Genomic DNA, 24,806 nt, shown 5'->3' with positions numbered 1-24,806 from the left:
GTCGCGTCAGGAGGCAGGGCGGGCGAGCGCCACGAGCGTCAAGATATCGCCCGTAACGCCCGTAGTGCACGTGATGCGCACCGACAAGCCTGCGGGTCAGGAGCTCTTTGCCACCGGCTCCAGGATCGCCACGCACTCCACGTGGTGGGTCATCGGGAACAGGTCGAAGACCCGCAGCGTGCGGAGCTTGTAGCCGTTCTCCTTGAAGTAGCCCAGGTCCCGCGCCAGCGCCGCCGGGTCGCACGCCACGTACGCGATGCGGCGGGCCGAGAGGCCCGCGATGTGGCGGACCGTCTGCTTGCCCGCGCCCGCGCGGGGCGGGTCCAGTACGACCAGGTCGCACTCCGTGATGCCGGTCTTCGGCAGGATCTGCTCGACCTTGCCCTGCTCGATGCGGACCCGGGGGAAGTCCTCCAGGTTGTGGCGGGCGTCCTCCACCGCGCGCTTCGTCGACTCGATGCCGAGCACCGCGCCCGTCTCGCCGAGCCGCTCCGCCAGGGCGCCCGCGAAGATGCCGACGCCGCAGTACAGGTCGAGGGCCATCTCGCCCTTGCGCGGCATCAGGCCCTGCATGACGGCCTTGATCAGGGTGTCCGCGGCCTGCGGGTGGACCTGCCAGAAGCCGCCCATGCCGACGCGGTACGTACGGCCGTCCGCGCGCTCGCGCACGAAGGGGCGGCCGTGGACCCGGTGGACCCCGCCGTCCTTCTCCTCGACGCGCAGCACCGAGACCGGCTTGTCCAGCTCGACGAGCGGGAGGCGGCCGCCGGGCCGGGGGGTGAGGACCACCTGGCGGTCGTTCGAACCCGAGGCGGCGATGGCCTCGACCGACGCCATCTGGGGCCAGTCCTGCTTCTCGATGCCCAGCTCGCTGACGCCGGGAGCGGCGATCATGCAGTGGTCGATCAGCTCGATGTCGTGCGAGCGGTGCTTGCGCAGACCGGCGTTGCCGTCCTCGTCGATGGCGAACTGCACCCGGGTGCGCCACTGCGGGACCTCTCCGGCGGGGAGCTTGTCGCCCTCGGCCGGCATGACGGTGCCGTCCCAGCCGGCCTCCTCCGGGGTCAGCCCGGCGAGCCGCTGGAGCTGCTCGGCGACGACCTCGCCCTTGAGGCGGCGCTGGGCGCCGGGCTTGGCGTGCTGCCAGTCGCAGCCGCCGCACTTGCCGGGGCCGGCGTACGGGCACGGCGCCTGGACGCGGTCCTTGGAGGCGTCGAGCACGGTGATCGCGTCGGCGCGCAGGAACCGCGAGTCGACGTCGCCCTCGGTGACCTTCGCGACGACCTTCTCGCCGGGCAGGGTGTGGCGGACGAACAGGACCCGGCCCTCGGCGGTCCGGGCGATGCAGTGGCCGCCGTGTGCGACGGGGCCGACCTCGACCTCGTACTCCTCCCCGACCAGTGACTGCTTCTCGATCTGCTCGGTCATGGTGGGGAGACTCCAATAATGAAAAGGGAACGGCCGGACGACCGACCCACCAGTTTACGTGGATCTCGTCCGGCCGTTCGCCAACCCGTCGGGCCGCTACTTCGCCGTCGGCTTCTTCGGCGGGCGCGGGGTGTCGACGGGGCCGCGGCGCACCGCTCCGGGGGCGTTCCAGTCCTGGCGCTTCCTGGCCCGCCGCTTGGCGAGCTCGGAGGACTCCAGCTGGTAGGGCACCGAGGTGACCATCACGCCGGGCGTGAAGAGCAGCCGGCCCTTGAGCCGCAGCGCGCTCTGGTTGTGCAGCAGGTGCTCGTACCAGCGGCCGACGACGTACTCCGGGATGTAGACGCTGACGGCGTCGCGCGGGTTCTCGCTGCGCAGGCCCTTCACGTACTCGATGACCGGGCGGGTGATCTCCCGGTACGGGGAGTCGAGGATCTTGAGCGGGACGTTGATCCCGCGTCGCTCCCACTCCTCGCGCAGGGCCTTGGTCTCGGCCGGGTCGACGCTGATGCTGAGCGCCTCCAGGGTGTCCGAGCGGGTCAGCTTGGCGAAGGCGAGGGCGCGCAGCGTGGGCTTGTGGACCTTGGAGACCAGGACGATCGAGTGGACCCGGGAGGGGCGCACGCTGTCGTCGCTGGGGCCGTCCGCGGCGGCGATCTCGGTGGAGACCCGGTCGTAGTGCTTGCGGATCGCGGACATCGTCCCGTAGAAGATCACCATGCCGAGCAGGGCGACCCAGGCGCCGTGGGTGAACTTGGTGGCAAGGACGACGACCAGCACCATGCCGGTGAAGAAGGCTCCGAAGGTGTTGATCGCGCGGGAGCGGTGCATGCGCCGGCGGGCGACCGGGTCGCGCTCCGTGGCGAGGTGGCGGTTCCAGTGCCGGACCATGCCGATCTGGCTCAGCGTGAAGGAGACGAAGACGCCGACGATGTAGAGCTGGATCAGCTTGGTCGAGTCGGCGTCGTAGACCCACACGAGCAGCATGGCGGCGCCCGCGAGGAGCACGATGCCGTTGGAGAAGGCCAGCCGGTCGCCGCGGGTGTGGAGCTGGCGCGGGAGGTAGCGGTCCTGCGCGAGGATCGAGCCGAGGAGCGGGAAGCCGTTGTACGCGGTGTTGGCCGCCAGGAAGAGGACCAGCGCGGTGGCGGCGGCGAGCACGATGAAGAGGAAGCTGCCGTCGCCGAAGACGGCCTCGGCCACCTGGGAGATCACCGGGTGCTGGACGTAGTCGGCGCCGACCGCGACGCCGTTCTCGAGCAGGTCGGTGGCGGGGTTCTCGGCCATCTTCACGTCGGTGGCCATGGCCAGGCCGATGATGCCGCAGAACATGGTGACGGCCAGGGCGCCCATGAGGGCGAGGGTGGTCGCCGCGTTCTTGCTCTTGGGCTTGCGGAAGGCCGGGACGCCGTTGCTGATGGCCTCGACGCCGGTCAGGGCCGCACAGCCGGAGGAGAAGGCCCGCAACAGCAGGAATACCAGCGCGAAGCCGGCGATGCCCTCGTGTTCGGCTTTGATCTCCAGATCCGCGGTGGGGGCCTTCATCGTCTCGTCGAGGACGATGCCCTGGAAAGCGCCCCAGGCGATCATGACGAAGACGGCGCCGACGAACACGTAGGTCGGGATGGCGAAGAGATTTCCGGACTCCTTCACGCCGCGCAGATTCATCAGTGTGAGGAGCACGATCATGATCATCGCCGAGAGCACTTTGTGCTCGATGACGAAATCGACCGCCGAGCCGAGGTTCTCGACTCCGGAGGAGATCGAGACCGCGACCGTCAGGACGTAGTCGACGAGCAGGGCGCTCGCGACGGTGAGACCCGCCTTGGGCCCGAGGTTGGTGTTGGCGACCTCGTAGTCGCCGCCGCCGCTCGGGTAGGCGTGGACGTTCTGCCGGTAGGAGGCCACCACGGTGAACATCAGCACGACGACCGCGAGGGCGATCCAGGGGCTGAACTGGTACGCCGACACGCCCGCGATCGACAGGACCAGCAGGACTTCACCCGGGGCATATGCCACGGAGGAAAGCGGGTCGGAGGCGAAGACGGGTAGGGCGATCCGCTTGGGAAGGAGGGTTTCCCCGAGGCGGTCGCTGCGTAGCGCCCGGCCGATCAGGATCCGTTTGGGCACGTCGGTCAGTTTGGACACGGAGAGGATCGTAAGCGTTCCGAATCCGGCTGACGAACCCCCACCCCCTCCGTCCGCAATCCCGCCGCAATTCCTCCCCTACCGCACCTCCGACCGCACCTGCGGCCGCGCCCACCTGCGACCCCGACCGCACCGCAAGAGGTCACACTCGTGACCGCCCGTGTGTAGCTTGGGCCATGGTCTGAGACCCTGTTATGCCAGAGCATGCAATGAGGCTGGGAACCAGCGAGCGCTGACAGCCGGAAGGACGGCCGTGCACATCGTCATCATGGGCTGCGGAAGAGTGGGCTCCGCCCTCGCGCAGACCCTGGAACAGCAGGGGCATACGGTCGCGGTCGTCGACCAGGACCCCACCGCATTCCGCCGTCTGGGAGCCGGATTCGGCGGCCGCCGCGTCACCGGTGTCGGCTTCGACCAGGACACCCTGAGAGAGGCGGGGATCGAGGACGCGGGCGCCTTCGCCGCCGTCAGCAGCGGTGACAATTCCAACATCATCGCCGCCCGCGTGGCCCGGGAGATGTTCGGCGTCGAGAACGTCGCCGCCCGCATCTACGACCCCAAGCGCGCCGAGGTCTACCAGCGCCTCGGCATCCCCACCGTCGCCACGGTGCGGTGGACCGCCGACCAGATGCTCCGCCGGCTGCTGCCGTCGGGATCCGAACCCCTGTGGCGCGACCCGAGCGGCGGCGTACAGCTCGCCGAGGTGCACGCCTCCGCCGCGTGGATCGGGCACAAGGTGAGCAGGCTGCAGGAGGAGACCGGCGTCCGTGTCGCGTTCCTCACCCGCCTGGGCGAGGCCGTGCTGCCCACGTCCGCGACGGTGCTCCAGGAAGGCGACCTCGTCCACGTGATGATGCGCACGGACGAGATCGACAAGGTCGAGGCGGCCTTCGCCGAGGGGCCTGAGGAGGCACACGCATGAGGGTCGCGATCGCCGGCGCAGGCGCGGTGGGCCGCTCCATCGCGGCCGAACTGCTGGAGAACGGCCACGAGGTGCTCCTCGTCGACAAGGCGCCGACCGCCATCTCGGTGGAACGGGTCCCGCAGGCCGAGTGGCTGCTGGCCGACGCCTGCGAGATCACCTCGCTGGACGAGGCGGCGCTCCAGCGCTGCAACGTGGTCATCGCGGCGACCGGCGACGACAAGGTCAACCTGGTCGTCTCGCTGCTCGCCAAGACCGAGTACGGGGTCCCCCGCGTGGTGGCCCGCGTCAACAACCCGAAGAACGAGTGGCTCTTCAACGAGTCCTGGGGCGTCGACGTCGCCGTCTCCACGCCGCGCCTGATGTCCGCCCTGGTCGAGGAGGCCGTCAGTGTCGGCGACCTGGTCCGGCTGCTGCGCTTCAGCCACGGCGACGCCAACCTCGTCGAGCTGACCCTGCCGCCCGACTCCTCGGTCGCGGGCACCCAGATCAGCGAGATCAGCTGGCCCGAGGACACCTCGCTGGTCACGATCATCCGGGGCAACCGGGTCCTCACCCCGCACGGTGAGGAGACCCTGGAGCCCGGCGACGAGCTGCTCTTCGTGGCCGCCCAGGCCCGCGAGGAGCAGCTGGAGATCCTCCTCCAGGCCCGCCGCCCGTAGCCCCCCGGGGCCGCGCGTACGACGAAGGGGTGGGACGGCCGACCGGCCGTCCCACCCCTTCGTCGTGCCGTACGCGCGCCCGGGTTCGTCGTGCCGTACGCGCGCCCCGGGCCCGGGATCAGACCCCGCGCTCCCGGGCCGCCGCGGCCTTGGCGGCCTTCTCGGCCTGCTCTTCGGCCTCCCACTCCGCGATCACATTGATCGGCGGCGGGGCCTTCGCCAGGAAGAGCCAGGTGAAGTAGACGGCGAGCACCATCGGCGGCAGCTTCAGCGCGATCAGCACCCAGCCCAGCTGCGTCGCGTCACCCCACCAGTACAGCGGGAAGAGGATCGCGTACTTGGCGAGGAAGATCAGGCCCCACGCCAGGCTGGCCTTGACGTACGCCTTCTTGCGGCCCGGGTTGCGGGTGCGCCAGGACAGGTTCTCCTTGAAGACGGGCCCGAGGATCACGCCCAGCAGCGGGAAGCCGACCAGCGCCGAGATCGTGAAGGCCGCGCCCAGGCCGACGCCGTAGATCATGCCGGGCAGGTAGAAGCCCTTCGCGCTGCCCGTGAAGAGGGCGAAGGCCACGCCCACGCCCACGCCGAAGACGCCGCTGAAGGCGTGCTTCACCGTGTCCTTGCGCAGCAGCCGCACGACCACGAGCAGGACCGCGAGCGCGCCGGCCGCGATGGCGGACAGCTTCACGTCCTTGTTGATCGTGTAGATCATGACGAAGAGCAGCCCGGGGAGCATCGTCTCCACGGTGCCCCGGATGCCCCCGAAGGCGTCGAACAGCGCCGCCTGGGTCACCGCACTCTGGTCCTCGGAGGGCGGAGGGGGCGTGGCAGGGGGGCCGGCGGGCTCTGGGGTGGTCGGTTTGTCGAAAGACGTCACCGGTCAGTGCTCCTGTCCGAGCGGTCGGAGTTCGTACTTCGGGTTGAAGAGCACCCGACGGCCATGGGACATGGAAACGCGTCCGGAGGCGATCATGCGGCGACCGGGCTCGATTCCCACGATCGAGCGACGGCCGAGCCAGACCACGTCCAGGGCGGCGGAACCGTCGAACAGCTCCGCCTCCAGCGCGGGCACGCCCGCCCGGGGGCGCAGGGTGACCGTACGCAGGGTGCCGGTCACCTTGACTATCTGGCGGTCGGAACAGTCGCAGATCCGCAGGCAGCCCGCGGCTTCTGCGTCCTCCTGCAGCTCCGCCGAATGCAGCTCGTCCTGCGAGGTGGACAGCCGCTCTATCATCCGGCGGAACCGGCCCGCCGGCCTCACCGGCTTCACGGGCTTCTCGGGACGCGGTTCAGCACTCATACAGGAAGCGTACCGGCGCCCCGGCTACCTCTCGAAGCGGTACCCCATGCCCGGTTCGGTGATGAAGTGGCGCGGGTGCGAGGGGTCGGCCTCCAGCTTCCGGCGCAACTGCGCCATGTACACGCGCAGGTAGTTGGTCTCGGTGCCGTAGGAAGGCCCCCACACCTCCTGGAGCAGCTGCCGCTGGCTCACGAGCTTGCCGCCGTTGCGGACCAGGACCTCCAGGAGGTGCCACTCGGTGGGCGTGAGGCGGACGTCGCGTCCTTCCCGTACGGCCTTCTTGGCCGCGAGGTCCACCGTGAAGCCGTCGGTCTCCACGACCACCTCGTCCCCGCCGGATCCGGCGGCCGGCTCGGCCCGCCGGACCGCGGCGCGCAACCGGGCCAGCAGCTCGTCCATGCCGAAGGGCTTGGTGACGTAGTCGTCGGCACCCGCGTCGAGGGCCTCGACCTTCTCGTCGGAGCTGTGGCGGGCGGACAGGACCAGGATCGGCACGCGGGTCCAGCCGCGCAGTCCCCTGATCACCTCGACCCCGTCCATGTCGGGGAGGCCGAGGTCGAGGACGACCACGTCGGGGTGGCGGGCGGCCGCGAGCTCCAGGGCGGTCGCCCCGTCGGCCGCGGCGTCGACCTCGTACTTGCGCGCCTTCAGATTGATCACGAGGGCTCGGACGATCTGCGGCTCGTCTTCCACCACGAGCACCCGGGTCATTGAGGTCCTGCTTCCTGTCGCGTCCGATCACGGTCGTGATCGTTGTCCACTGGGTCGGTGACGGCGCTCCCCCGGGCCCGATCGGCCCCGCCCCCTGCGGCCGCCCCGGCCCCCGCGGCAGCCGCCCCGCCGGCGCCTGCCGGGGCGCCGCGGTCGCGCGTCACCGCGCGCAGGGTGAGCACCATGGTCAGTCCGCCGCCGGGGGTGTCCTCCGCGGCCAGGGTGCCGTCCATGGCCTCGGCGAAACCGCGGGCGACCGCGAGCCCGAGGCCCACGCCCGCCCCGCGCGGCGCGTCCCCGTGCCGCTGGAAGGGGGCGAAGATGCGGTCCTTGGCCTCGTCGGGGACGCCGGGCCCCCGGTCGACGACCCGGACCTCGACCCGGTCGCCGAGGAAGCTGGCCGCCACCAGGACCGGTTGTCCCGCCGGGCTGTACTTGACGGCGTTCTCGACGACGTTGGCCACGGAGCGCTCCAGCAGGCCCGGGTCCACGGCCACCATCGGCAGCGATTCGGGCACGTCCAGCACCACGCTGTCCTCCGGTACGCCGCCCAGCGCCATCGGGACCACCTCGTCGAGGTCGATCTCCCGGATCAGCGGGGTGACGGTGCCGGTCTGGAGCCGGGACATGTCCAGCAGGTTCCCCACGAGGTGGTCGAGCCGGTCGGCGCCGGCCTCGATGCCCTCCAGCAGCTCGGCCCGGTCCTGCTCGGACCACTCCACGTCGTCGGAGCGCAGGGAGCTCACGGAGGCCTTGATGGACGCCAGGGGCGTGCGCAGGTCGTGGCTGACGGCGGCCAGCAGCGCGGTCCGGATCCGGTTGCCCTCCGCCATCCGGCGGGCCTCCTCGGCCTCGCCGACCAGCCGCTGCCGGTCGAGCACCACGGCGGCCTGCGCGGCGAAGGCGCCGAGTACCCGGCGGTCCTCGGCGGGCAGTACCCGCCCGGACAGGGCCAGCGCCATGTGGTCCCCGATCGGCATGTCCACATCGGCGTCCTCGGGCCGGGCGGCCGGAGACGGGCCGACGCTGCCGGCCCGGTTCCAGGGCTCGACGTCGTTCGCCCGCTCCAGCAGGGCGACGGACTCCATGGCGAAGGTCTCGCGCACCCGCTCCAGCAGCGCGTCGAGCCGGGTCTCCCCGCGCAGCACGCTGCCGGCCAGGAAGGAGAGGATCTCGGACTCGGCCCGCAGCCTCGCGGCCTGGTGGGTGCGCCGGGCGGCCAGATCCACCACGGAGGCGACGGAGACCGCCACCCCGAAGAAGACGGCGATGGCGACGATGTTCCTGGGATCGGAGACGGTGAAGCGGTGCAGCGGCGGCGCGAAGTAGTAGTTCAGCAGCAGCGAGCCCACGGCGGCCGAGGCCAGCGCCGGCCAGAGCCCGCCCAGCAGCGCCGCCGCGACCGTCAGCGCCATGAAGAGCAGCATGTCGTTGGCGAGCCCGGGGTCCGCGTCGACATGGGTCAGCACCAGGCTGAGCAGGGCGGGGAAGAGCACGCCGACGATCCAGCCCGCGACGATCCTGGGCCGTCCGAGCCGGGCCGCCGAGCGGACCACGGGCAGTCCGCGCCCCTTGGCGACCTCCTCGTGCGTGACGATGTGCACGTCGAGGTCGGGTCCCGAGTCGCGGGCGACGCTCGCGCCGACACCGGGCCCGAAGACGTACTGCCAGGAGCGGCGGCGGCTGGAGCCGAGCACGATCTGGGTGGCGTTGACCCCGCGGGCGAATGCGAGCAGGGCGTCGGGGACGTTGTCGCCGATCACGTGGTGGAACGTTCCGCCGAGGTCCTCGACCAGCGTCCGCTGGACCGCGAGCTCCTTCGGCGAGGCGGCGGTGAGACCGTCGCTGCGGGCGATGTACACGGCCAGGATCTCGCTGCCCGAGCCCTTCGCGGCCACCCTGGAGGCCCGCCGGATCAGCGTGCGCCCCTCCGGCCCGCCGGTGAGCCCGACGACGATGCGTTCGCGGGCCTGCCAGGTGGAGCGGATGTCGTGCTCGCCCCGGTACTGCTGGAGGTACTCGTCGGCCCGGTCGGCGACCCACAGCAGGGCCAGTTCGCGCAGCGCCGTGAGGTTGCCGGGGCGGAAGTAGTTGGACAGGGCCGCGTCGACCTTGTCGGACTTGTATATGTTGCCGTGCGCCATCCGGCGCCGCAGGGCCTGCGGGGACATGTCCACCAGCTCGACCTGGTCGGCCCGCCGGACCACCTCGTCGGGTACGGTCTCGCGCTGCCGCACTCCGGTGATCGACTCGACCACGTCGCCGAGCGATTCCAGGTGCTGGATGTTGACGGTGGACACGACGTCGACGCCGGCCCGCAGCAGCTCCTCCACGTCCTGCCAGCGCTTGGCGTTGCGCGAGCCGGGCACGTTGGTGTGCGCCAGCTCGTCGACGAGCGCGATGGCGGGGGCGCGGGCGAGGAGTCCGTCCACGTCCATCTCGGTGAAGGCCGCGCCCCGGTACGCCAGCTCCTTGCGGGGCACCTCCTCGAGGCCGTGCAGCATGACCTCGGTGCGCGGCCGGCCGTGGTGCTCGACGAAGCCGACGACGACGTCGGCGCCCCGCTCGGCCCGCCGGTGGCCCTCGGAGAGCATCGCGTACGTCTTGCCCACACCGGGCGCCGCGCCGAGGTAGATCCTGAGCTTGCCGCGTCCCATGGGCCCCATTCTCGGGGACGTCCGCGCAGTTCACGCACCGATGGCGGGCCGGGCGCCCATCCCTGACGCAACCCTGACGCATCCCTGACGCACCCGCCCCGTCACCGAGGCCGGCTCCGCGCCCCGGCCGCACGGGGCCGGTACCCGCAGAAGGCCGGTGGGCCCCGCTCGCGAAGGAGCGGGGCCCACCGGCCGTACGTGCGCCTGCCCCGTCCGCGACGGGGCCTCCGGCTCAGCGGACCTCGGTGATCTCCGGTCCGCGCTCCAGCTGGCCCATGCCGCCGCCGAAGCGGGAGCCCTCCTGCTCGTCGGTCTGCACGCCGTCCGGCACCATCTGGGCGTCGTTCGGCAGCTTGAGGACGATCGGGTCGCGGGGGGCCATCGGGCCGTCACCGCGGACGACGACGGTGTCCCGGAAGATCTGCTCCAGCACGCCCGCCGACTCGGGGCGCACCGCGCCCTGGCCGGAGATGACGCCGCGCAGGAACCAGCGCGGGCCGTCGACGCCGACGAAGCGCACCAGCTGGGCGCCGGTCTGGCCGTCCGGGAGCGGTACGGGCACCTGTGCGCGCAGTTCCCAGCCGAGCGGACCCTCGACCTCGTCGATGATGCCGCCCTGCTGGGTGATGCCCGTGGCGATCTCGTCGCGGACCTCGCCCCAGATGCCTTCCTTCTTCGGCGCCGCGAAGGCCTGCAGCTGTACGGCGCTGTCGTTCAGCACCACCGTCGCGGCCACGATCGCGTCACCGGCGACCTCGACGCGCAGCTCCATGCCCTCGACGCCGGGCACGAGGATGCCGCCCAGGTCGACGCGGCCGTCCTCCGGGTTGCCGAGCACCTCGGAGACGTCCCAGGGGCCGTCGGGCCGGGGGGCCGGGGGCAGGTTCATCCGGCGCGGCGTGACCGCGCCGTCCTGCTCGTCGGCGTCGTCACGCTCATCAACGCCCGCGCCGTCGACCTGCTCGGCCGCGCCGCCGTCCTGGGCGGAGTCGTTCTTCTTGCGACGTCCGAACACGTCACTGTCCTTCCCGGTCGGTTACGACCGAAGCGTAGCCATTCCCACCCTGCTGACCAGTGCCGGATCCGGCCACGGCCGCATGACCGCCGGTGGAGCCGAAACCCCCCTCGGCCCGGGCCGAGCCGGGAAGTTCCGCGACCTCGTGGAAGCGCACCTTCTCGACCCGCTGGACAACCAGCTGGGCAATGCGGTCGAAACGCTCGAACCGGACGCTCTCGCGAGGGTCGAGATTGACCACGATCACCTTGATCTCTCCACGGTACCCGGCATCCACCGTCCCCGGGGCATTCACGAGGGCGAGGCCGCAGCGGGCGGCCAGGCCCGACCGGGGGTGCACGAAGGCCGCGTACCCGTCGGGGAGGGCGATGGACACCCCGGTGGGCAGCACGGCCCGCTCGCCGGGGGCGAGCTCGGCGGCCGTGGTGGTCACCAGGTCGCAGCCGGCGTCGCCGGGGTGGCCGTAGGCGGGGAGGGGCACTTCGGGGTCCACGCGCCGGATCAGCACGTCGACGGTGGCGTCGTTCTGGGACATCAGGGATTCACCTCGAAGGCGCGCGAGCGCCTGACCTGGTCCGGGTCGGCCATCGCCGCCTGGATCTCCTCGGGCCGTCCGTTGTCGATGAAGTGGTCGACCTTCACCTCGATGAAGAGGGCGTCGGCGCGCAGGGCGACCGGGCCCTGCGGGCCGCCTATCCGGCCGACGGCGGTGGAGTAGATCTTCCGCCCGGCCACGGCGGTGACCTCGGCCTCCAGGTGCAGCACCGTGCCCACGGGCACCGGCCGCACGAAGTCGGTCTCCAGCCGGCCCGTCACGGCGATGACGCGCAGCAGCCAGTTCAGCGAGCCCAGCGTCTCGTCCAGCGCGGTGGCGAGCACCCCGCCGTGGGCGAGGCCGGGAGCGCCCTGGTGGGCGGGCCGGACGGTGAACTCGGCGGTGACGCGCACGCCTTCGCCCGCCCGGGCCTCCAGATGGAGTCCGTGCGGCTGGCCCCCGCCACAGCCGAAGCAGTGTTCGTAGTGCGCGCCGAGGAGCTCGCCGGGCGCCGGGGCCCCGGGGTGCCGGACCGGTGCGGCGGCATCGGCCGGGGGCGTCAACGCTGTGTTTCGTCCACTCACAGCCGCAGACCTTACCCGCGCGGCTACCCGCCGGTCGCCTCGTGGCAGGCTTGGACCATGCAGCTCTCCTCCGCGCACCACGACGAACGTCTGACCGCCCCCCGCTCCTGGTGGGGCATCGCCGTGCTCGTCGGCCTGGCGTGCGCGCTGATGCTGCTGCCGCTGGGCACGATGCCGCTGCTGGCCGGTCTGGTCGGGGGCACCGCGCTGGCCGGACTGCTGGTGAGTTCGTACGGCTCCGCGCGGGTGCGCGTGGTCAACGGCGCGCTGGCGGTAGGGGACGCGCGCATCCCGGTGGCGGCCCTGGGCGAGCCGGAGGTCCTGGACGCGGAGGAGTCCCGCGCCTGGCGCACGTACAAGGCCGACACCCGCGCCTTCATGCTCATGCGCAGCTACGTGCCGACGGCGGTGCGCGTCGAGGTGACCGACCCCGCCGACCCGACGCCGTACGTCTACGTCTCCACCCGCGAACCGCAGGCACTGGCCTCGGCGATCCGCGCGGCGAAGGCCTAGCTCCGCCGGCGCCCCGGGGGCGCCCGCCCGCTCAGCCCTCCGCCGCGGGGCCCTCGAGTGCGGCCCTGGTGGCCTCGGGAAGGGGCTCCGTGGGGCGCTCCAGGGGCGGGAGGTCCTCCAGGGCGCTCCACGGCACGGCGCGGTCGCGCAGGTCCTTACGCACCTTGTCGGCGAGCTTGCGGGTGTCGCGGCGGTTCATGACCGCTCCGACGGCCGCGCCGACCATGAACGGCATGAGGTTCGGCAGGTTGCGGAACATCCGCTTCATGATCTGCTGGCGCAGTTCGCGCTTCATCTGCCCGCCGAGCGCCGCGTTCAAGGTCGTCGGCTTGGTCAGGTCGACGCCGCGCTCCTCCGTCCACGCGGTCAGGTAGGCGAGGCTGCGGTCCTTGAGCGTGCCGGGGGGCCGCTGGCCGTAGACCTCGTGGAGCTCGGCGATGAGCTTCAGCTCGATCGCGGCGACCCCGGTGACCTCGGCGGCCAGCTCGGCCGGCATGGCGGGCGGGACGGGGAGCATGGCCGCCGCTCCGATGCCCGCGCCGACGGTCGAGGTGGCGTTGGCGGCGCCCGAGATCAGCTTGTCGGCGAGCTGGTCGGGGCCGAGGCCCGGGAACTGCGCGCGCAGGGTCGCGAGGTCCCGAACCGGAACGCGCGGTGCGTTCTCGATGATGCGCTCGGCGATGTACAGGACGACGCCCCTGAGGCCTTCGCCGCCCCTGCGCACACCGCTCTTGACGGAGAGCAGCCGACGAGCCCCGGACCTGTGCCGGGACCCCTCGTCGGTCTCGGTGTCCGACGGCACCGCGGGAGCGGTGTCGGCGGGCACGGCTGCCGCCTCTGGGGCGGAGCCGCCGGGAACTCCAGGACCCGTCTCCGGGCCCGTGATCGCCACCTGCGTCTCCGCCGGTTCACCGGCCTTCCGGAAGCGACGCTTCCGGAACGGTGTGGAGCCAGCCACGGCCGACGCCTCTCAGTCGCAGTCGCGACAGATCGGCTGACCGTTCTTCTCACGCGCCAGCTGGCTGCGGTGGTGCACCAGGAAGCAGCTCATGCAGGTGAACTCGTCGGCCTGCTTGGGCAGAACCCGGACGGCGAGCTCCTCGTTGGAGAGGTCCGCCCCGGGGAGCTCCATGCTCTCGACCGAGTCGTACTCCTCCATGTCGGCGGACGAGGACGACTTCTCGTTGCGTCGGGCCTTCAGCTCTTCAATGCTGTCGTTGTCGACGTCGTCGTCGGTCTTGCGTGGGGTGTCGTAGTCCGTTGCCATTGTTCGCTCTCCCCCTCTGGGTGTTAGCGGTGTCTCAGCGCACGTAACGCGCGAGAGGCCGGACTTGTGCCCGACCTGAGGCGGAGATTTTGCCTCACATCAAGGTCTGTTACTGAATCGACACCCAGCCGCCCACGTGGCGTGGGAGTGGCTGGGATGACGACCGGGACCGTACACGGTCCGGGGGCCGTCTTGCACAAACGCCACCCCGTGTATTTCCCGCCATCCGGGGGGCCGGAAACCCGGACTTCCCGGGCGTTCCGGCCCGCTCGGGGTCACTGAACGCACATGCGCGGACACTCGCCCCTGTGATCGATCACACAGGAGCGGCCATCTGCCCATGCCACGCATTCAGCCGACAGCGAACACGGGGTGGGGTTCTCACAAGGGAAGAGTGACACGCATCACGAGGCCACCGCCTTCCCGGGGGATCGCCCGGATCCTGCCGCCGTGTGCGCGCGCCACGGAGCGCGCGATGGAGAGGCCGAGCCCGACACCCTTGTCGCTGCCCGTTCGCTCCGTACGCAGCCGCCTGAAGGGCTCGAAGAGGTTGTCCACCTCGTACGCGGGAACCACGGGACCCGTGTTCGATACCAGGAGCACCGCCTGACCGTGCTGGGCCTCCGTGGTGACCTCCACCCAGCCGTCCTCCGGAACGTTGTACCGGACGGCGTTCTGCACCAGGTTGAGGGCGATCCGCTCCAGCAGCACGCCGTTGCCCTGGACCACGGCCGGCGCCCGCTCGCCCCGGATCTCCACGCCCTTGGCCTCGGCCTCGGTGCGTGCCTGGTCCAGGGCGCGGGAGGCGACCTCGGCCAGGTCGACGGGCTTGCGCTCGACGATCTGGTTCTCGCTGCGGGCCAGCAGCAGGAGGCCCTCGACCAGCTGCTCGCTGCGCTCGTTGGTGGCGAGCAGGGTCTTGCCGAGCTGCTGGAGCTCCACCGGGGCCCCGGGGTCGGAGAGGTGCACCTCCAGCAGGGTCCGGTTGATGGCGAGCGGCGTGCGCAGCTCGTGCGAGGCGTTCGCCACGAACCGCTGCTGGGCGGTGAAGGCCCGCTCCAGCCGGTCGAGCATCTCGTCGAAGGTGTCGGCGAGCTCCTTGAGCTCGTCGTCCGGCCCGTCCAGCTCGATCCGCCGGGTCAGGTCGGAGCCGACTACCCGGCGGGCGGTCCGGGTGATCTTGCCCAGCGGCGAGAGCACCCGGCCGGCCATCGCGTAGCCGAAGGCGAAGGCGATGATGCTCAGGCCCAGCAGGGCCATCAGCGACCGGCTGAGCAGGTCGTCCAGCGCGTGCCGCCGCTGTTCCAGGATGCACTGGCTGATCGCGGTGTTGAACTGGCCGTACGACTGGTCGATGCCCACCACGCCGGGACAGGTGCTGCTGGAGACCTTGACCTGCTCCCCGCCGACGATCTGGAACGGGAGCGCGTTGCCCTCCCGCAGGGCCTGCGCCGCGAGCAGGTAGATGATCGACAGCAGCAGGATGCCGGCGATCAGGAACATGCCGCCGTACAGCAGCGTGAGCCGTATCCGGATGGTCGGCCGCAGCCAAGGGAAGGGACCCTCGGGCTGTCCGGGGTCCCAGGTCGGTCTGGGTGGCGCCGCCGGTGGCGCCGGGTTTGCCGCCACGCGCGTCAGATCCGGTATCCGGAGCCCGGCACGGTGACGATGACCGGCGGCTCCCCCAGCTTGCGGCGCAGGGTCATCACGGTCACCCGTACGACGTTGGTGAACGGGTCGGTGTTCTCGTCCCAGGCCTTCTCCAGCAGCTGTTCGGCGGAGACGACGGTCCCCTCGCTGCGCATGAGGACCTCCAGCACCGCGAACTCCTTGGGCGCCAGCTGCACCTCCCGGCCCTCGCGGAACACCTCGCGCCGGTTCGGGTCCAGCTTGATGCCGGCCCGCTCCAGTACCGGCGGCAGGGCGACGGTCGTACGCCGCCCCAGCGCCCGGACCCGCGCGGTCAGCTCGGTGAAGGCGAAGGGCTTGGGCAGGTAGTCGTCCGCCCCGAGCTCCAGCCCCTCCACGCGGTCGCTGACGTCGCCCGACGCGGTCAGCATCAGCACACGGGTCGGCATGCCGAGCTCCACGATCTTCCGGCAGACGTCGTCACCGTGCACGAGCGGGAGGTCCCGGTCGAGCACGACCACGTCGTAGTCGTTCACCCCGACGCGCTCCAGGGCGGCTGCGCCGTCGTACACGACGTCCACGGCCATGGCCTCCCGGCGCAGGCCGGTGGCCACCGCATCGGCGAGCAGCTGCTCGTCCTCGACGACGAGTACGCGCACGTCGTTTCCTTCCTCCGAGCCCAGAAGGGCACACGTGTATGGCGTCGCCCATCCTGCCCGTTTCGGCCGTAAACCGGCTGTAAGGCGTCGCACGGAGGGGGCCACCGGGACGGAAGTGAGGAATCCCCGGCCCGACGAGGTTTCCGCACCCGGGGCGCCGGGGAGGACGAGAGCACACCCCGATCCACTCCCTGACGGCGCACTGCCACGCGCCGCCGCCGACCCACGAAGAGGGGGCGAACCCACCATGGACGCATTCACCGCGGGTCTCCTGCAGCGCATCCAGGCCACGCAGTCTGACCTCGTACAGGCCCGCGAGGCGGGCGACGACTTCCTCGCGGAAGTGGAACAGGCGGAGCTGGAGGACCTCCAGCGCCTCGCCGCCGAGCACGGCGTTCCGGTCTCCGTATCGGCGCCGACCGCCGTGCCCGCCTGCTGACACCTCGCGGACCCGCACCGACGACCCGGTACCCCGGACCCCGGCCGCCCCTTCGGGCTGCCGGGGTTCCGTCGTGTCACGCCCCGGCGCACCGCGTCACGGCGGGGCCGGGTCGCACCGTCAGGGCAGGGGCCGGTCGTACCAGGCCCCGGCCTCCTCCAGCAGCGGCTGGAGCGAGGCGAAGACCGCGGGGGTCGCCGCCAGCGCCAGCTCCCCCGAGGCGGGCCGCCCCGGACGGCCGCCGGTCACGGCGCCCGCCTCGCGGGCGATCAGCTCCCCGGCCGCCAGATCCCACGGGTTCAGCCCGCGCTCGTAGTAGCCGTCCAGCCGCCCGGCGGCCACGTCGCACAGGTCCACGGCCGCGGACCCGCCCCGCCGGATGTCCCGCACCAGCGGGATGATCCGCTGCGCGACGTCCGCCTGCTGGGCCCGCCGGTGCCGGACGTACGCGAAGCCCGTCGCGACCAGCGCCTGGTCCAGCGGCGCCGCCGCCCTGCAGGCCAGGCGCACCCCGCCCAGCCAGGCCCCGCCGCCGTGCACGGCGTGGAAGGTCTCCCCGCGCATCGGCACGGCCACGACGCCCACCACGGTCTCGCCGCGGTACTCGGCGGCGATCGACACGCTCCAGCTCGGCAGGCCGTACAGGTAGTTCACGGTGCCGTCCAGCGGGTCGACGACCCAGCGCACCCCGCTCGTCCCCGGGGTGTCCGCGCCCTCCTCGCCCAGCAGCCCGTCCGCGGGCCGCCGCTCCGCGAGGAAGCTGGCGATCAGCTGCTCCGCCGCGAGGTCCATCTCGGTGACCACGTCGATGGGGCTGCTCTTGGTGGCCGCCACCGCCAGGTCGGCCGGCCGGCCGTCGCGCAGCAGCGTCCCGGCCAGCCGGGCCGCCTCCAGGCCCGCGTCCAGCAGTTCGGCCTTCAGCTCTTCGGAGATCACGCTTCCCCTCCCCGGGGGTAGGGGCTGTCCGCGCCGGCGGCTGCCGGCCGGGGCGCCCGCGCGGGGCAGCAGCCCACCGGGCACACGTCATGAGCGGCCCCCAGCAACCCCAGCGCGCACCGCCGCACCGGCTCGCCCCGCTCGACCGCCGCCCGCTCCCACACCAGCTCCCGCACCGCCGCCACGAACCGCGGATCGGCCCCCACCGTCGCCGACCGGGCCACCGGCAGCCCCAACTCCGCAGCCTTCGCCACCGCCTCCGTGTCCAGGTCGTACACCACCTCCATGTGGTCCGACACGAACCCGACGGGCACCATCACCGCCGCCGCCGCGCCCGCACCGTGCAACACCTCCAGGTGATCGCAGACATCCGGCTCCAGCCACGGCACCTGCGGAGCGCCACTGCGCGACTGGTACACCAGCTCCCACGGCCGCTCCACACCCGTCCGCGCCCGCACCGCCTCCGCCACCACCCGCGCCACATCCCGATGCTGCCTCACATACGCACCACCCTCCCCACCCGCCGTGTGCCCCTCCACCGGCCCCGACGCATCGGCCGCCGCGCTGGGGATCGAATGCGTCGTGAACACAAGGTGCGCCCCCTCCCGCACCCCCCGCGGCAACGACTCCAACGCCGCCAGCACCCCCTCCACCACCGGCTCCACGAACCCCGGATGGTTGAAGTAGTGCCGCAGCTTGTCCACCCGCGGCAGCGGCTCCACACCCTCCCCCGCCAGCACCGCCAGCGCATCCGCCAGATCCTCCCGGTACTGCCGGCACCCCGAGTACGAGGCGTACGCACTCGTCGCCAAAACCAAAACCCGCCGCCGCCCGTCACCCGCCATCTCCCGCAGCACATCCGTCAGGTACGGCGCCCAGTTCCGGTTCCCCCAGTACACCGGCAGATCCAACCCGTGCCCCGCGAAATCCCCGCGCAGCGCCTCCAGCAGCTCACGGTTCTGCCCGTTGATCGGACTCACCCCGCCGAACCCGAAATAGTGCTGCCCCACCTCCCGCAGCCGCTCCCGGGGGATCCCCCGCCCCCGCGTGACGTTCTCCAGGAACGGCACCACATCATCAGGCCCCTCCGGGCCGCCGAAGGACAGCAGCAACAGGGCGTCGTACGGGGCGGCGGATCCGCCGACGGGCGGGGTGAACTGGTCTGACATGCCTCGAATCCTGCCACCCGGCGTCCCCGGGCGGGAACCGGCCCGGCCGTGCACCCGCCCCCTCCGCAGGTAAGGTCACCCTAAGTCCAGTGCTCGGAAATGGCCCGTGCGGGTGCGCCTCATCGGTGGTCGTAACCTGTAGGGGCCGATGACGTCCCTTACGGAGGGCCCGTGCCCAGTCCCTACCGCGCGATCTTCGCGGCCCCCGGCACCAAGGGCTTCAGCGCCGCCGGTCTCGTGGGCCGACTGCCGCTCTCCATGGTCGGCGTCGGCATCCTCACCATGATCTCGGAGATCACCGGCCGCTACGCGATGGCCAGCGCCCTCACCGGCACCCTCGCGCTGGCCGCCGCCGTCATCGGCCCGCAGGTGTCCCGCCTCGTCGACCAGTACGGACAGCGGCGCGTGCTGCGCCCCGCGACCCTCGTCTCGGTGGCGGCCGTGGCCGGCCTGCTGCTGGCCGCCGCAAACGGCCTTCCCGACTGGACCCTGTTCCTGTGCGCCGCCGTCGCGGGCTGCGTACCGAGCGTCGGCTCGATGGTCCGGGCCCGCTGGACCGTGATCTACCACGACTCCCCGCGCGAGCTGCACACCGCGTACTCCTTCGAGTCCGTGGTCGACGAGGTGTGCTTCATCTTCGGCCCCATCCTCGCCATCGGGCTGTCCACCGCCTGGTTCCCCGAGGCCGGGCCGCTGATCGCCGCCCTCTGCCTGCTGGTGGGCGTCTGGCTGCTCACCGCGCAGCGCTCCACGGAGCCCCCTGCGCACCCGCGCGGCGGGCAGACGGACCGCACCTCGGCGCTGCGCTCCCCGGGACTCCAGGTGCTGACCGCCACGTTCGTCGCCACCGGTGCGATCTTCGGGTCCATCGACGTGTCCACCCTGGCCTTCGCCGACGAGCAGGGCAGCAAGTCCTCCGCCAGCTTCGTCCTGGCGATCTGGGCGCTGGGGTCCTGTATCGCCGGAATCGTCTTCGGGCTGCTCCATCTCAAAGGCCGAAACGAACGCCGCTGGGTACTGGGCGTATGTGCGATGGCCGTGAGTATGATCCCCCTCCTACTGGCCGGGAACCTGCCGTTTCTGGCCGTGGCGCTCTTCGTCTCGGGCCTCGCCATCGCTCCCACGATGATCACCACGATGGCCCTGATCGAGGCGCACGTACCCCGCGCGAAGCTGACCGAGGGCATGACCTGGATCAGCACCGGCCTCGCGGTCGGCGTCGCGGTCGGCTCGTCGGTGACCGGCCTGGTCATCGACGCGGCCGGCGCGCAACGCGGGTACGTCGTCTCCATCGCGGCGGGAGCGTCCGCGGCGATGGTGGCGTTCGCGGGATACCGCCGGCTGACCGGGCCGGCGCAAGGGGAGGAGCCAGCTACCGATGGGGACGGCGACAGCAGGAAAGAGCAGCGGGGCGGCCGCGTGGCGTAACTGGGCGGGGAACGTCACCGCCACACCCGCCCGCGTGGTGACCCCGGCCTCGGTCGGGGAGCTCCAGGAGGCGGTCCGCCGGGCCGCCGAGGAGGGGTTGCGGGTGAAGGCGGTCGGCACCGGCCACTCCTTCACCGCGGCCGCCGCCACGGACGGGGTGCTCGTACGCCCGCACGCCCTGGCCGGGATCACGGACATCGACCGGGCCGCCGGCACGGTCACGGTGGCGGCGGGCACCGTCCTGAAGGACCTCAACCGGGCCCTGGCCGGGGAGGGGCTCTCGCTCACCAACATGGGCGACATCATGGAGCAGACGGTCTCCGGGGCCACCAGCACCGGCACCCACGGCACCGGCCGCGACTCGGCCTCGATCGCCGCCCAGATCCGCGGCCTCGAACTGGTCACCGCGGACGGACGGCTGCTGGCCTGCTCCGACAAGGAGAACCCCGAGGTCTTCGCCGCGGCCCGGCTCGGCATCGGAGCCCTCGGCATCGTCACCTCGCTCACCCTCGCCGTGGAGCCGCTGTTCCTGCTGACCGCCCGTGAGGAGCCGATGGGCTTCGACCGGGTGACCGCGGAGTTCGACGAGCACGTCGCGGAGAACGAGCACTTCGAGTTCTACTGGTTCCCGCACACCGGCAACTGCACCACCAAGCGGAACAACCGCAGCCAGGGCCCGGCCGCCCCGCCCGGCGCCGTCAGCGCCTGGATCGAGGACGAGCTGCTGTCCAACGGCGTCTTCCAGGCCGTCAACTCGCTGGGACGCGGCGTCCCGGCGGCCATCCCCTCCATCGCCCGCGTCGCGAGCCGCGCCCTGTCGGCGCGGACCTACACGGACATCCCGTACAAGGTGTTCACCAGTCCGCGCCGGGTCCGCTTCGTGGAGATGGAGTACGCCCTTCCGCGCGAGCGCGCCGTCGGGGCCCTGCGGGAGCTGCGCACGATGGTCGACCGCTCGGACCTGCGGATCAGCTTCCCGGTGGAGGTCCGGACGGCTCCGGCGGACGACATCACGCTGTCGACCGCGTCGGGGCGCGAGAGCGCGTACATCGCGGTGCACATGTACCGGGGCACCCCCTACCAGGCGTACTTCACGGCGGCCGAGCGCATCTTCACCGCGCACGGCGGCCGCCCGCACTGGGGCAAGGTCCACACCCGGGACGCCGAGTACCTCGCCGGGGTCTACCCCCGGTTCGGCGAGTTCACCGCGCTCCGCGACCGGCTGGACCCCGACCGCGTCTTCGGCAACGACTACCTGCGGCGCGTCCTGGGCGCCTGAGCCGGGACCGCGCCGGGAAGACACCGTCCGGCGTGCCGGGACCATAGGGCCGCCCCGGTCAGGTGCCGGTCAGGTGCCGCTCGACCGCCCGCTCCCGCCGCCCGCCGGCGGAGCCTGCGGCGCCGGGTCCGACGGGGCGGTCGAGTGCGGGGGCCGGCTGTCCGGGGTCACCGGCGCACTCGGGGTCGCCGGCGGTGCCGGCGTCGGCGTCACGGGCGGCGGGCTCGGGACCCCGGAGGCCGAGCGGTCCGGCTCGGGGCTCGCGCTCCGGCCTCCGGTGCCGTCTGTGCCGCCGGTGCCGCCGGTGCCGCCGGGCGAGTCGGACGGCCGGGGCGAGGGCCCGCCGCTCTCGGGGGTCTTGCCGCCCTTGCGCTCGCTCCCGCCGGAGCCCGGGGCCCGCTCCGTCCCGCCCTTGTCGTGGTCGCGGGCGGTGCCGGCGCCCCCGGTGAGGAGGGTGCGGCCGTCGGAGCTGACCGAGGTGCCGGCGATCGCCTCGTAGGTCCCGAGTCCGCCCACCGCGATGGCGAAGGCGGCTCCGGCGGCGACCGCCGTGCGCTTCCATCCCCGTACGCGGGTGCCGTGGACCGTGGCCGAGCCGAACTCTCCGCCGGGCGCCGGATCGGCCGGGACCGCCCGCAGCAGGATCGTTCCGTCGGGCAGCTCCTCCTCCGCCCGCAGCGACGTCCGACGGGACCCGGGCCGGACGGCTCCGCGCAGCTGGTCACCGGTGCGCCGGAAGAAGTGCTGGATGACCGGCCCGCCCGCGGTGGCGACCACGCTGACCACGGCGGCCCCGCCGATCGTGCCGTAGACGCCGAGCTGCGAGGCCAGCACGGCCGCCGCGACCGTCGCGAGAGAGGTCCCGGCCACCTGAGCCACGCTCAGGTCGAGCTTCTTCGTCTCCGGTTCGACATCCTGCGTCGTCTTCTGACCCATCGCCATCCCCTGCGCGTCCTGCCTCTCGTGCGTCACCGCCTACAGGAGGTACTGACACCTGAGCGAAACGAATAGTTCCGTTTCTGCGGATTCTGTGAAGCAGGACACCCGGAGACGGGCATGCGTGCAGGCCGGACCCGTCGGAGGGCAGGCCAACTCCCGCCGTCCGGGAGAACTTCGGCGGCGCGGCGGTCCACCCGGGTGGCCCGAATGGAGTACTGTGGCGAGCCCTGGGGCCGTCCTTCCTTTGGGATGTCCGGACTCGGGAGAGGGGCCGATCGACGGAAGACGGCACTCGAAGACCGGTGATGCCGCGGTATTGCACGGGCTCCTACTGCGCACAGTAATCATCCGGTCACTGTGCGTGCCCAACAGGTAACCGTGCCATGTCGGCGATCAAGGGCGCATGCCCGACACGCCGGTTTAACTCGGCAAGGTTGTGGCAGGCTGCACCCGGGCAGGCCACACTCGACTAGCGGAAGCAGCGACGCACGTGACGTCGGCAGGCACCACCCGGGAGGTCCCCATGCCCGAACTGCGTGTCGTGGCCGTCTCCAATGACGGCACACGACTGGTGCTCAAGGCTGCGGACAGCACGGAGTACACGCTTCCGATCGACGAGCGTCTACGCGCTGCCGTACGCAACGACCGTGCGCGCCTGAACCAGATCGAGATCGAGGTGGAGAGCCACCTCCGCCCCCGTGACATCCAGGCCCGCATACGGGCCGGTGCCTCCGCGGAGGAGGTCGCGCAACTCGCCGGCATCCCCGTCGACCGGGTGCGCCGGTTCGAGGGCCCCGTCCTCGCCGAGCGCGCGTTCATGGCCGAAAGGGCCCGCAAGACACCCGTGCGCCGGCCCGGCGAGAGCACCGGACCCCAGCTCGGCGAGGCCGTGCAGGAGCGGCTGACGCTGCGCGGGGCCGACAAGGAGTCCGTGCAGTGGGACTCATGGCGCCGCGACGACGGCACGTGGGAAGTCCTGCTCGTCTACGTGGTGGCGGGCGAGCCGCACTCGGGGAGCTGGACGTACGACCCGCCGCGCCGGCTGGTCGTGGCCGTGGACGACGAGGCGCGCTCGCTGATCGGCGAGTCGGACGACCTGCCGGCCACCCCGGAGCCGAGTTTCCCGTTCGTGCCGAGGATCGCGCGGCTGCCGCGCGACCGGCCGCTGGACCGCGCCCTCGACCGCCAGCTGGAGCGGGTCGAGAGCAGGGCGGCGCCCGCGCCGGAGCCGGAGGACGAGCGGGACACCCTGACCAGCCTGTTGGAGGCGGTCCCGAGCTTCCGCGGCGACCTGGTGGTCCCCGACCGCACCGAGCCCCCGGCCGAAGAGCCGGAGGCGGAGGAGCCGCCGGCCCCGGCCGCCTCGGCGGGCGCGGGCTCCGCGTACGCCGACGTCCTGATGCCCCGCACGGTGGCGGGCCACCGCGACCGCCTCACCGGAACCACGGACCGCCAGGCCGAGGCCGACGGGGTCCGCCCGGGGCGCCGCGCGGCGGTGCCCAGCTGGGACGAGATCGTCTTCGGCACCCGCCGCAAGAAGCAGGAGTAGCGCCGGCGCGGACGGCGCCCGGCCCGGAGCACCGGGACCCGGGCGCTTCGTCCGCCGTTCCGCTGTCCGGCGTGTGGCTGTTCGGCGTTTGGCTGTTCGGCTGTGGCTGTTCGGCTGTGGCTACTGGGGTTCCGGACCGGTGGCCACCGGCCGGGACGGGTCGTAGGACCAGTGCGACCAGCTGCCCGCGTACAGGTCCGAGGCGATGCCCGCCACCTCCAGCGCGAGGACCTGCTGGGCCGCCGACACGCCCGAGCCGCAGTACACCCCGACCGGGGTCCCCTCGGTGACGCCGAGCCCCTCGAACCGGGCGCGCAGCTCCGCCGCCGACAGGAAGCGGCCGTCCGGGCCCAGGTTCTCGGTGGTCGGCGCGGACACCGCGCCCGGGATGTGGCCGCCGACGGGGTCGATCGGTTCGACCTCGCCGCGGTACCGCTCCCCCGCCCGGGCGTCGAGGAGCACTCCGGCACGCGCCCGCTCGGCGGCGCCGTCCGCGTCCAGCAGCCCCGCCGCACCCGGAGTTGGCTTGAAATCACCCTCTGTGGGAGTCACCCGGTCGGCCGACAGCGCGCCGTCCGCCGCGGTCCACGCGGCCAGCCCCCCGTCCAGCACCCGCACATCGGGGTGCCCCGTCCAGCGCAACAGCCACCACGCGCGCGCGGCGGCCCAGCCCTGGCCGCCGTCGTACACGACCACCGGCGTGTCCGCCGTGACCCCGGCCCGCCGCATCACCGCCCCGAAGGCCTCCGGATCGGGGAGCGGGTGCCGGCCTCCCGAACCCGCCGGACCTGCCAGTTCGCGGTCAAGGTCGATGTAGACGGCGCCGGGCAGGTGCCCGGCCTCGTAGGCGGGCCGCTGGTCGGGGCCGCCGAGCTGCCAGCGGACGTCCAGCAGCACGGGCGGCCGCGGACCGGCCAGCTCGCTCCTGAGTTCGGCGGCGGAGAGGATCGCAGATGTCGCAGTCATGCGGCCCATATTCCTCCCCGCCCGGCACCGGCGTCCCGGACCCGTCAACGGCGGGGCACCCTATCCGGTCA

Annotated in this window: 24 protein-coding genes; 7 read left to right on the top strand and 17 right to left on the bottom strand. The window is 72.3% G+C overall.

All coding sequences use genetic code 11. The annotated features are described in order from the left end of the window. Positions 1 to 96: 96 nt before the first annotated feature. Together ACFWU6_RS03585 and ACFWU6_RS03580 are read right to left on the bottom strand one after the other, a co-directional pair. Positions 97 to 1,428, bottom strand: coding sequence for a class I SAM-dependent RNA methyltransferase (locus ACFWU6_RS03585; RefSeq protein WP_383806463.1), 1,332 nt, complete (start codon positions 1,426 to 1,428; stop codon positions 97 to 99). 96 nt (positions 1,429 to 1,524) lie between these two features. After that, positions 1,525 to 3,576, bottom strand: coding sequence for an APC family permease (locus ACFWU6_RS03580; RefSeq protein ID WP_383806462.1), 2,052 nt, complete (start codon positions 3,574 to 3,576; stop codon positions 1,525 to 1,527). A gap of 253 nt (positions 3,577 to 3,829) precedes the next feature. Between ACFWU6_RS03580 and ACFWU6_RS03575 the strand changes: the two genes are divergently transcribed. Then, positions 3,830 to 4,498, top strand: coding sequence for a potassium channel family protein (locus ACFWU6_RS03575; protein ID WP_383806459.1), 669 nt, complete (start codon positions 3,830 to 3,832; stop codon positions 4,496 to 4,498). Then, positions 4,495 to 5,160 (top strand): potassium channel family protein, encoded by a 666-nt coding sequence (locus tag ACFWU6_RS03570; protein ID WP_383806457.1) that lies wholly within the window; start codon positions 4,495 to 4,497, stop codon positions 5,158 to 5,160. Before ACFWU6_RS03575 ends, ACFWU6_RS03570 begins: the two co-directional genes overlap by 4 nt. Before the next feature lie 118 nt (positions 5,161 to 5,278). Here the strand turns inward: ACFWU6_RS03570 and ACFWU6_RS03565 are convergent, their stop codons facing one another. The 7 genes from ACFWU6_RS03565 to ACFWU6_RS03535 all read right to left on the bottom strand — a co-directional run bounded on the left by ACFWU6_RS03565 (position 5,279) and on the right by ACFWU6_RS03535 (position 11,962). After that, positions 5,279 to 6,037 (bottom strand): DUF3159 domain-containing protein, encoded by a 759-nt coding sequence (locus tag ACFWU6_RS03565; protein ID WP_383813144.1) that lies wholly within the window; start codon positions 6,035 to 6,037, stop codon positions 5,279 to 5,281. A 3-nt stretch (positions 6,038 to 6,040) separates the two neighbouring features. Next, the gene (locus ACFWU6_RS03560; RefSeq protein ID WP_383813142.1) at positions 6,041 to 6,460 is read right to left on the bottom strand and encodes an OB-fold nucleic acid binding domain-containing protein; all 420 of its coding nucleotides are present in this window, start codon (positions 6,458 to 6,460) and stop codon (positions 6,041 to 6,043) included. A 24-nt stretch (positions 6,461 to 6,484) separates the two neighbouring features. Then, positions 6,485 to 7,171 (bottom strand): response regulator, encoded by a 687-nt coding sequence (locus ACFWU6_RS03555; RefSeq protein ID WP_383813140.1) that lies wholly within the window; start codon positions 7,169 to 7,171, stop codon positions 6,485 to 6,487. After that, the gene (locus ACFWU6_RS03550) at positions 7,168 to 9,828 is read right to left on the bottom strand and encodes a DUF4118 domain-containing protein (protein ID WP_383813138.1); all 2,661 of its coding nucleotides are present in this window, start codon (positions 9,826 to 9,828) and stop codon (positions 7,168 to 7,170) included. Before ACFWU6_RS03550 ends, ACFWU6_RS03555 begins: the two co-directional genes overlap by 4 nt. A gap of 232 nt (positions 9,829 to 10,060) precedes the next feature. Further along, on the bottom strand, positions 10,061 to 10,843 hold the full coding sequence (locus tag ACFWU6_RS03545) for a DUF3710 domain-containing protein (RefSeq protein WP_383799494.1): 783 nt from the start codon (positions 10,841 to 10,843) through the stop codon (positions 10,061 to 10,063). A gap of 1 nt (position 10,844) precedes the next feature. After that, a complete protein-coding gene (gene dut, locus ACFWU6_RS03540; protein ID WP_383799497.1) occupies positions 10,845 to 11,378 on the bottom strand; it encodes a dUTP diphosphatase in 534 nt (177 codons plus the stop codon). After that, positions 11,378 to 11,962: a PaaI family thioesterase gene (locus ACFWU6_RS03535; protein ID WP_383978105.1), complete on the bottom strand. Its 585-nt coding sequence runs from the start codon at positions 11,960 to 11,962 to the stop codon at positions 11,378 to 11,380. Before ACFWU6_RS03535 ends, dut begins: the two co-directional genes overlap by 1 nt. Positions 11,963 to 12,019: 57 nt before the next feature. On the opposite strand from ACFWU6_RS03535, the gene ACFWU6_RS03530 reads away from it, so the two are divergent. Further along, the gene (locus ACFWU6_RS03530; protein ID WP_383978102.1) at positions 12,020 to 12,475 is read left to right on the top strand and encodes a DUF3093 domain-containing protein; all 456 of its coding nucleotides are present in this window, start codon (positions 12,020 to 12,022) and stop codon (positions 12,473 to 12,475) included. Positions 12,476 to 12,506: 31 nt separating this feature from the next. Here ACFWU6_RS03530 and ACFWU6_RS03525 read toward each other — a convergent pair whose 3' ends face one another. The 4 genes from ACFWU6_RS03525 to ACFWU6_RS03510 form a co-directional block, all read right to left on the bottom strand. Beyond that, the gene (locus ACFWU6_RS03525; RefSeq protein ID WP_383978099.1) at positions 12,507 to 13,433 is read right to left on the bottom strand and encodes a hypothetical protein; all 927 of its coding nucleotides are present in this window, start codon (positions 13,431 to 13,433) and stop codon (positions 12,507 to 12,509) included. A gap of 12 nt (positions 13,434 to 13,445) precedes the next feature. Next, the gene (locus ACFWU6_RS03520) at positions 13,446 to 13,742 is read right to left on the bottom strand and encodes a DUF4193 domain-containing protein (protein WP_150517447.1); all 297 of its coding nucleotides are present in this window, start codon (positions 13,740 to 13,742) and stop codon (positions 13,446 to 13,448) included. 381 nt (positions 13,743 to 14,123) lie between these two features. After that, a complete protein-coding gene (locus ACFWU6_RS03515) occupies positions 14,124 to 15,371 on the bottom strand; it encodes a sensor histidine kinase (protein ID WP_383978096.1) in 1,248 nt (415 codons plus the stop codon). A 5-nt stretch (positions 15,372 to 15,376) separates the two neighbouring features. Further along, a complete protein-coding gene (locus ACFWU6_RS03510; protein WP_030036265.1) occupies positions 15,377 to 16,030 on the bottom strand; it encodes a response regulator transcription factor in 654 nt (217 codons plus the stop codon). Between the two features lie 247 nt (positions 16,031 to 16,277). Here ACFWU6_RS03510 and ACFWU6_RS03505 point away from each other — a divergent pair, with 247 nt between their 5' ends. Next, a complete protein-coding gene (locus tag ACFWU6_RS03505) occupies positions 16,278 to 16,469 on the top strand; it encodes a hypothetical protein (protein WP_383799512.1) in 192 nt (63 codons plus the stop codon). A 120-nt stretch (positions 16,470 to 16,589) separates the two neighbouring features. Here ACFWU6_RS03505 and ACFWU6_RS03500 read toward each other — a convergent pair whose 3' ends face one another. Beyond that, a complete protein-coding gene (locus tag ACFWU6_RS03500; RefSeq protein ID WP_383799514.1) occupies positions 16,590 to 17,405 on the bottom strand; it encodes an inositol monophosphatase family protein in 816 nt (271 codons plus the stop codon). Beyond that, positions 17,402 to 18,574, bottom strand: a complete 1,173-nt coding sequence (locus tag ACFWU6_RS03495) for a ferrochelatase (RefSeq protein ID WP_383799516.1) — start codon at positions 18,572 to 18,574, stop codon at positions 17,402 to 17,404. The genes ACFWU6_RS03500 and ACFWU6_RS03495 overlap by 4 nt, the downstream gene beginning before the upstream one ends. A gap of 171 nt (positions 18,575 to 18,745) precedes the next feature. Between ACFWU6_RS03495 and ACFWU6_RS03490 the strand changes: the two genes are divergently transcribed. Both ACFWU6_RS03490 and ACFWU6_RS03485 read left to right on the top strand, forming a co-directional pair. Continuing rightward, a complete protein-coding gene (locus ACFWU6_RS03490; protein ID WP_383978094.1) occupies positions 18,746 to 20,002 on the top strand; it encodes an MFS transporter in 1,257 nt (418 codons plus the stop codon). Further along, positions 19,953 to 21,281, top strand: coding sequence for a D-arabinono-1,4-lactone oxidase (locus ACFWU6_RS03485; RefSeq protein ID WP_383799522.1), 1,329 nt, complete (start codon positions 19,953 to 19,955; stop codon positions 21,279 to 21,281). Before ACFWU6_RS03490 ends, ACFWU6_RS03485 begins: the two co-directional genes overlap by 50 nt. A 69-nt stretch (positions 21,282 to 21,350) precedes the next feature. Here the strand turns inward: ACFWU6_RS03485 and ACFWU6_RS03480 are convergent, their stop codons facing one another. Continuing rightward, positions 21,351 to 22,253: a hypothetical protein gene (locus ACFWU6_RS03480; protein WP_383978091.1), complete on the bottom strand. Its 903-nt coding sequence runs from the start codon at positions 22,251 to 22,253 to the stop codon at positions 21,351 to 21,353. Between the two features lie 457 nt (positions 22,254 to 22,710). Here ACFWU6_RS03480 and sepH point away from each other — a divergent pair, with 457 nt between their 5' ends. After that, the gene (gene sepH / locus ACFWU6_RS03475; RefSeq protein ID WP_383799527.1) at positions 22,711 to 23,769 is read left to right on the top strand and encodes a septation protein SepH; all 1,059 of its coding nucleotides are present in this window, start codon (positions 22,711 to 22,713) and stop codon (positions 23,767 to 23,769) included. A gap of 120 nt (positions 23,770 to 23,889) precedes the next feature. On the opposite strand, the gene ACFWU6_RS03470 is transcribed toward sepH, so the two are convergent. Then, complete coding sequence (locus ACFWU6_RS03470) at positions 23,890 to 24,735, bottom strand: sulfurtransferase (protein WP_383978088.1); 846 nt, start codon at positions 24,733 to 24,735, stop codon at positions 23,890 to 23,892. Between the last annotated feature and the right edge of the window lie 71 nt (positions 24,736 to 24,806).

This window comes from Streptomyces sp. NPDC058674, from assembly GCF_042716505.1.
Classification (GTDB): Bacteria; Actinomycetota; Actinomycetes; order Streptomycetales; family Streptomycetaceae; genus Streptomyces.
The sequence above is the reverse complement of the archived record's forward strand: the minus strand, read 5'-3'. Positions and strand labels throughout refer to the sequence as shown.

Excerpts from the sequence above, each read along its gene's own strand:
- ACFWU6_RS03520 (WP_150517447.1), bottom strand. The coding sequence starts at position 13,742 with ATGGCAACGGACTACGACACCCCACGCAAGACCGACGACGACGTCGAC.
- ACFWU6_RS03495 (WP_383799516.1), bottom strand. The coding sequence starts at position 18,574 with ATGTCAGACCAGTTCACCCCGCCCGTCGGCGGATCCGCCGCCCCGTAC.
- ACFWU6_RS03570 (WP_383806457.1), top strand. The coding sequence starts at position 4,495 with ATGAGGGTCGCGATCGCCGGCGCAGGCGCGGTGGGCCGCTCCATCGCG.
- ACFWU6_RS03485 (WP_383799522.1), top strand. The coding sequence starts at position 19,953 with ATGGGGACGGCGACAGCAGGAAAGAGCAGCGGGGCGGCCGCGTGGCGT.
- ACFWU6_RS03530 (WP_383978102.1), top strand. The coding sequence starts at position 12,020 with ATGCAGCTCTCCTCCGCGCACCACGACGAACGTCTGACCGCCCCCCGC.
- ACFWU6_RS03505 (WP_383799512.1), top strand. The coding sequence starts at position 16,278 with ATGGACGCATTCACCGCGGGTCTCCTGCAGCGCATCCAGGCCACGCAG.
- ACFWU6_RS03585 (WP_383806463.1), bottom strand. The coding sequence starts at position 1,428 with ATGACCGAGCAGATCGAGAAGCAGTCACTGGTCGGGGAGGAGTACGAG.
- dut (WP_383799497.1), bottom strand. The coding sequence starts at position 11,378 with ATGTCCCAGAACGACGCCACCGTCGACGTGCTGATCCGGCGCGTGGAC.
- ACFWU6_RS03470 (WP_383978088.1), bottom strand. The coding sequence starts at position 24,735 with ATGACTGCGACATCTGCGATCCTCTCCGCCGCCGAACTCAGGAGCGAG.
- ACFWU6_RS03550 (WP_383813138.1), bottom strand. The coding sequence starts at position 9,828 with ATGGGACGCGGCAAGCTCAGGATCTACCTCGGCGCGGCGCCCGGTGTG.
- ACFWU6_RS03555 (WP_383813140.1), bottom strand. The coding sequence starts at position 7,171 with ATGACCCGGGTGCTCGTGGTGGAAGACGAGCCGCAGATCGTCCGAGCC.
- ACFWU6_RS03560 (WP_383813142.1), bottom strand. The coding sequence starts at position 6,460 with ATGAGTGCTGAACCGCGTCCCGAGAAGCCCGTGAAGCCGGTGAGGCCG.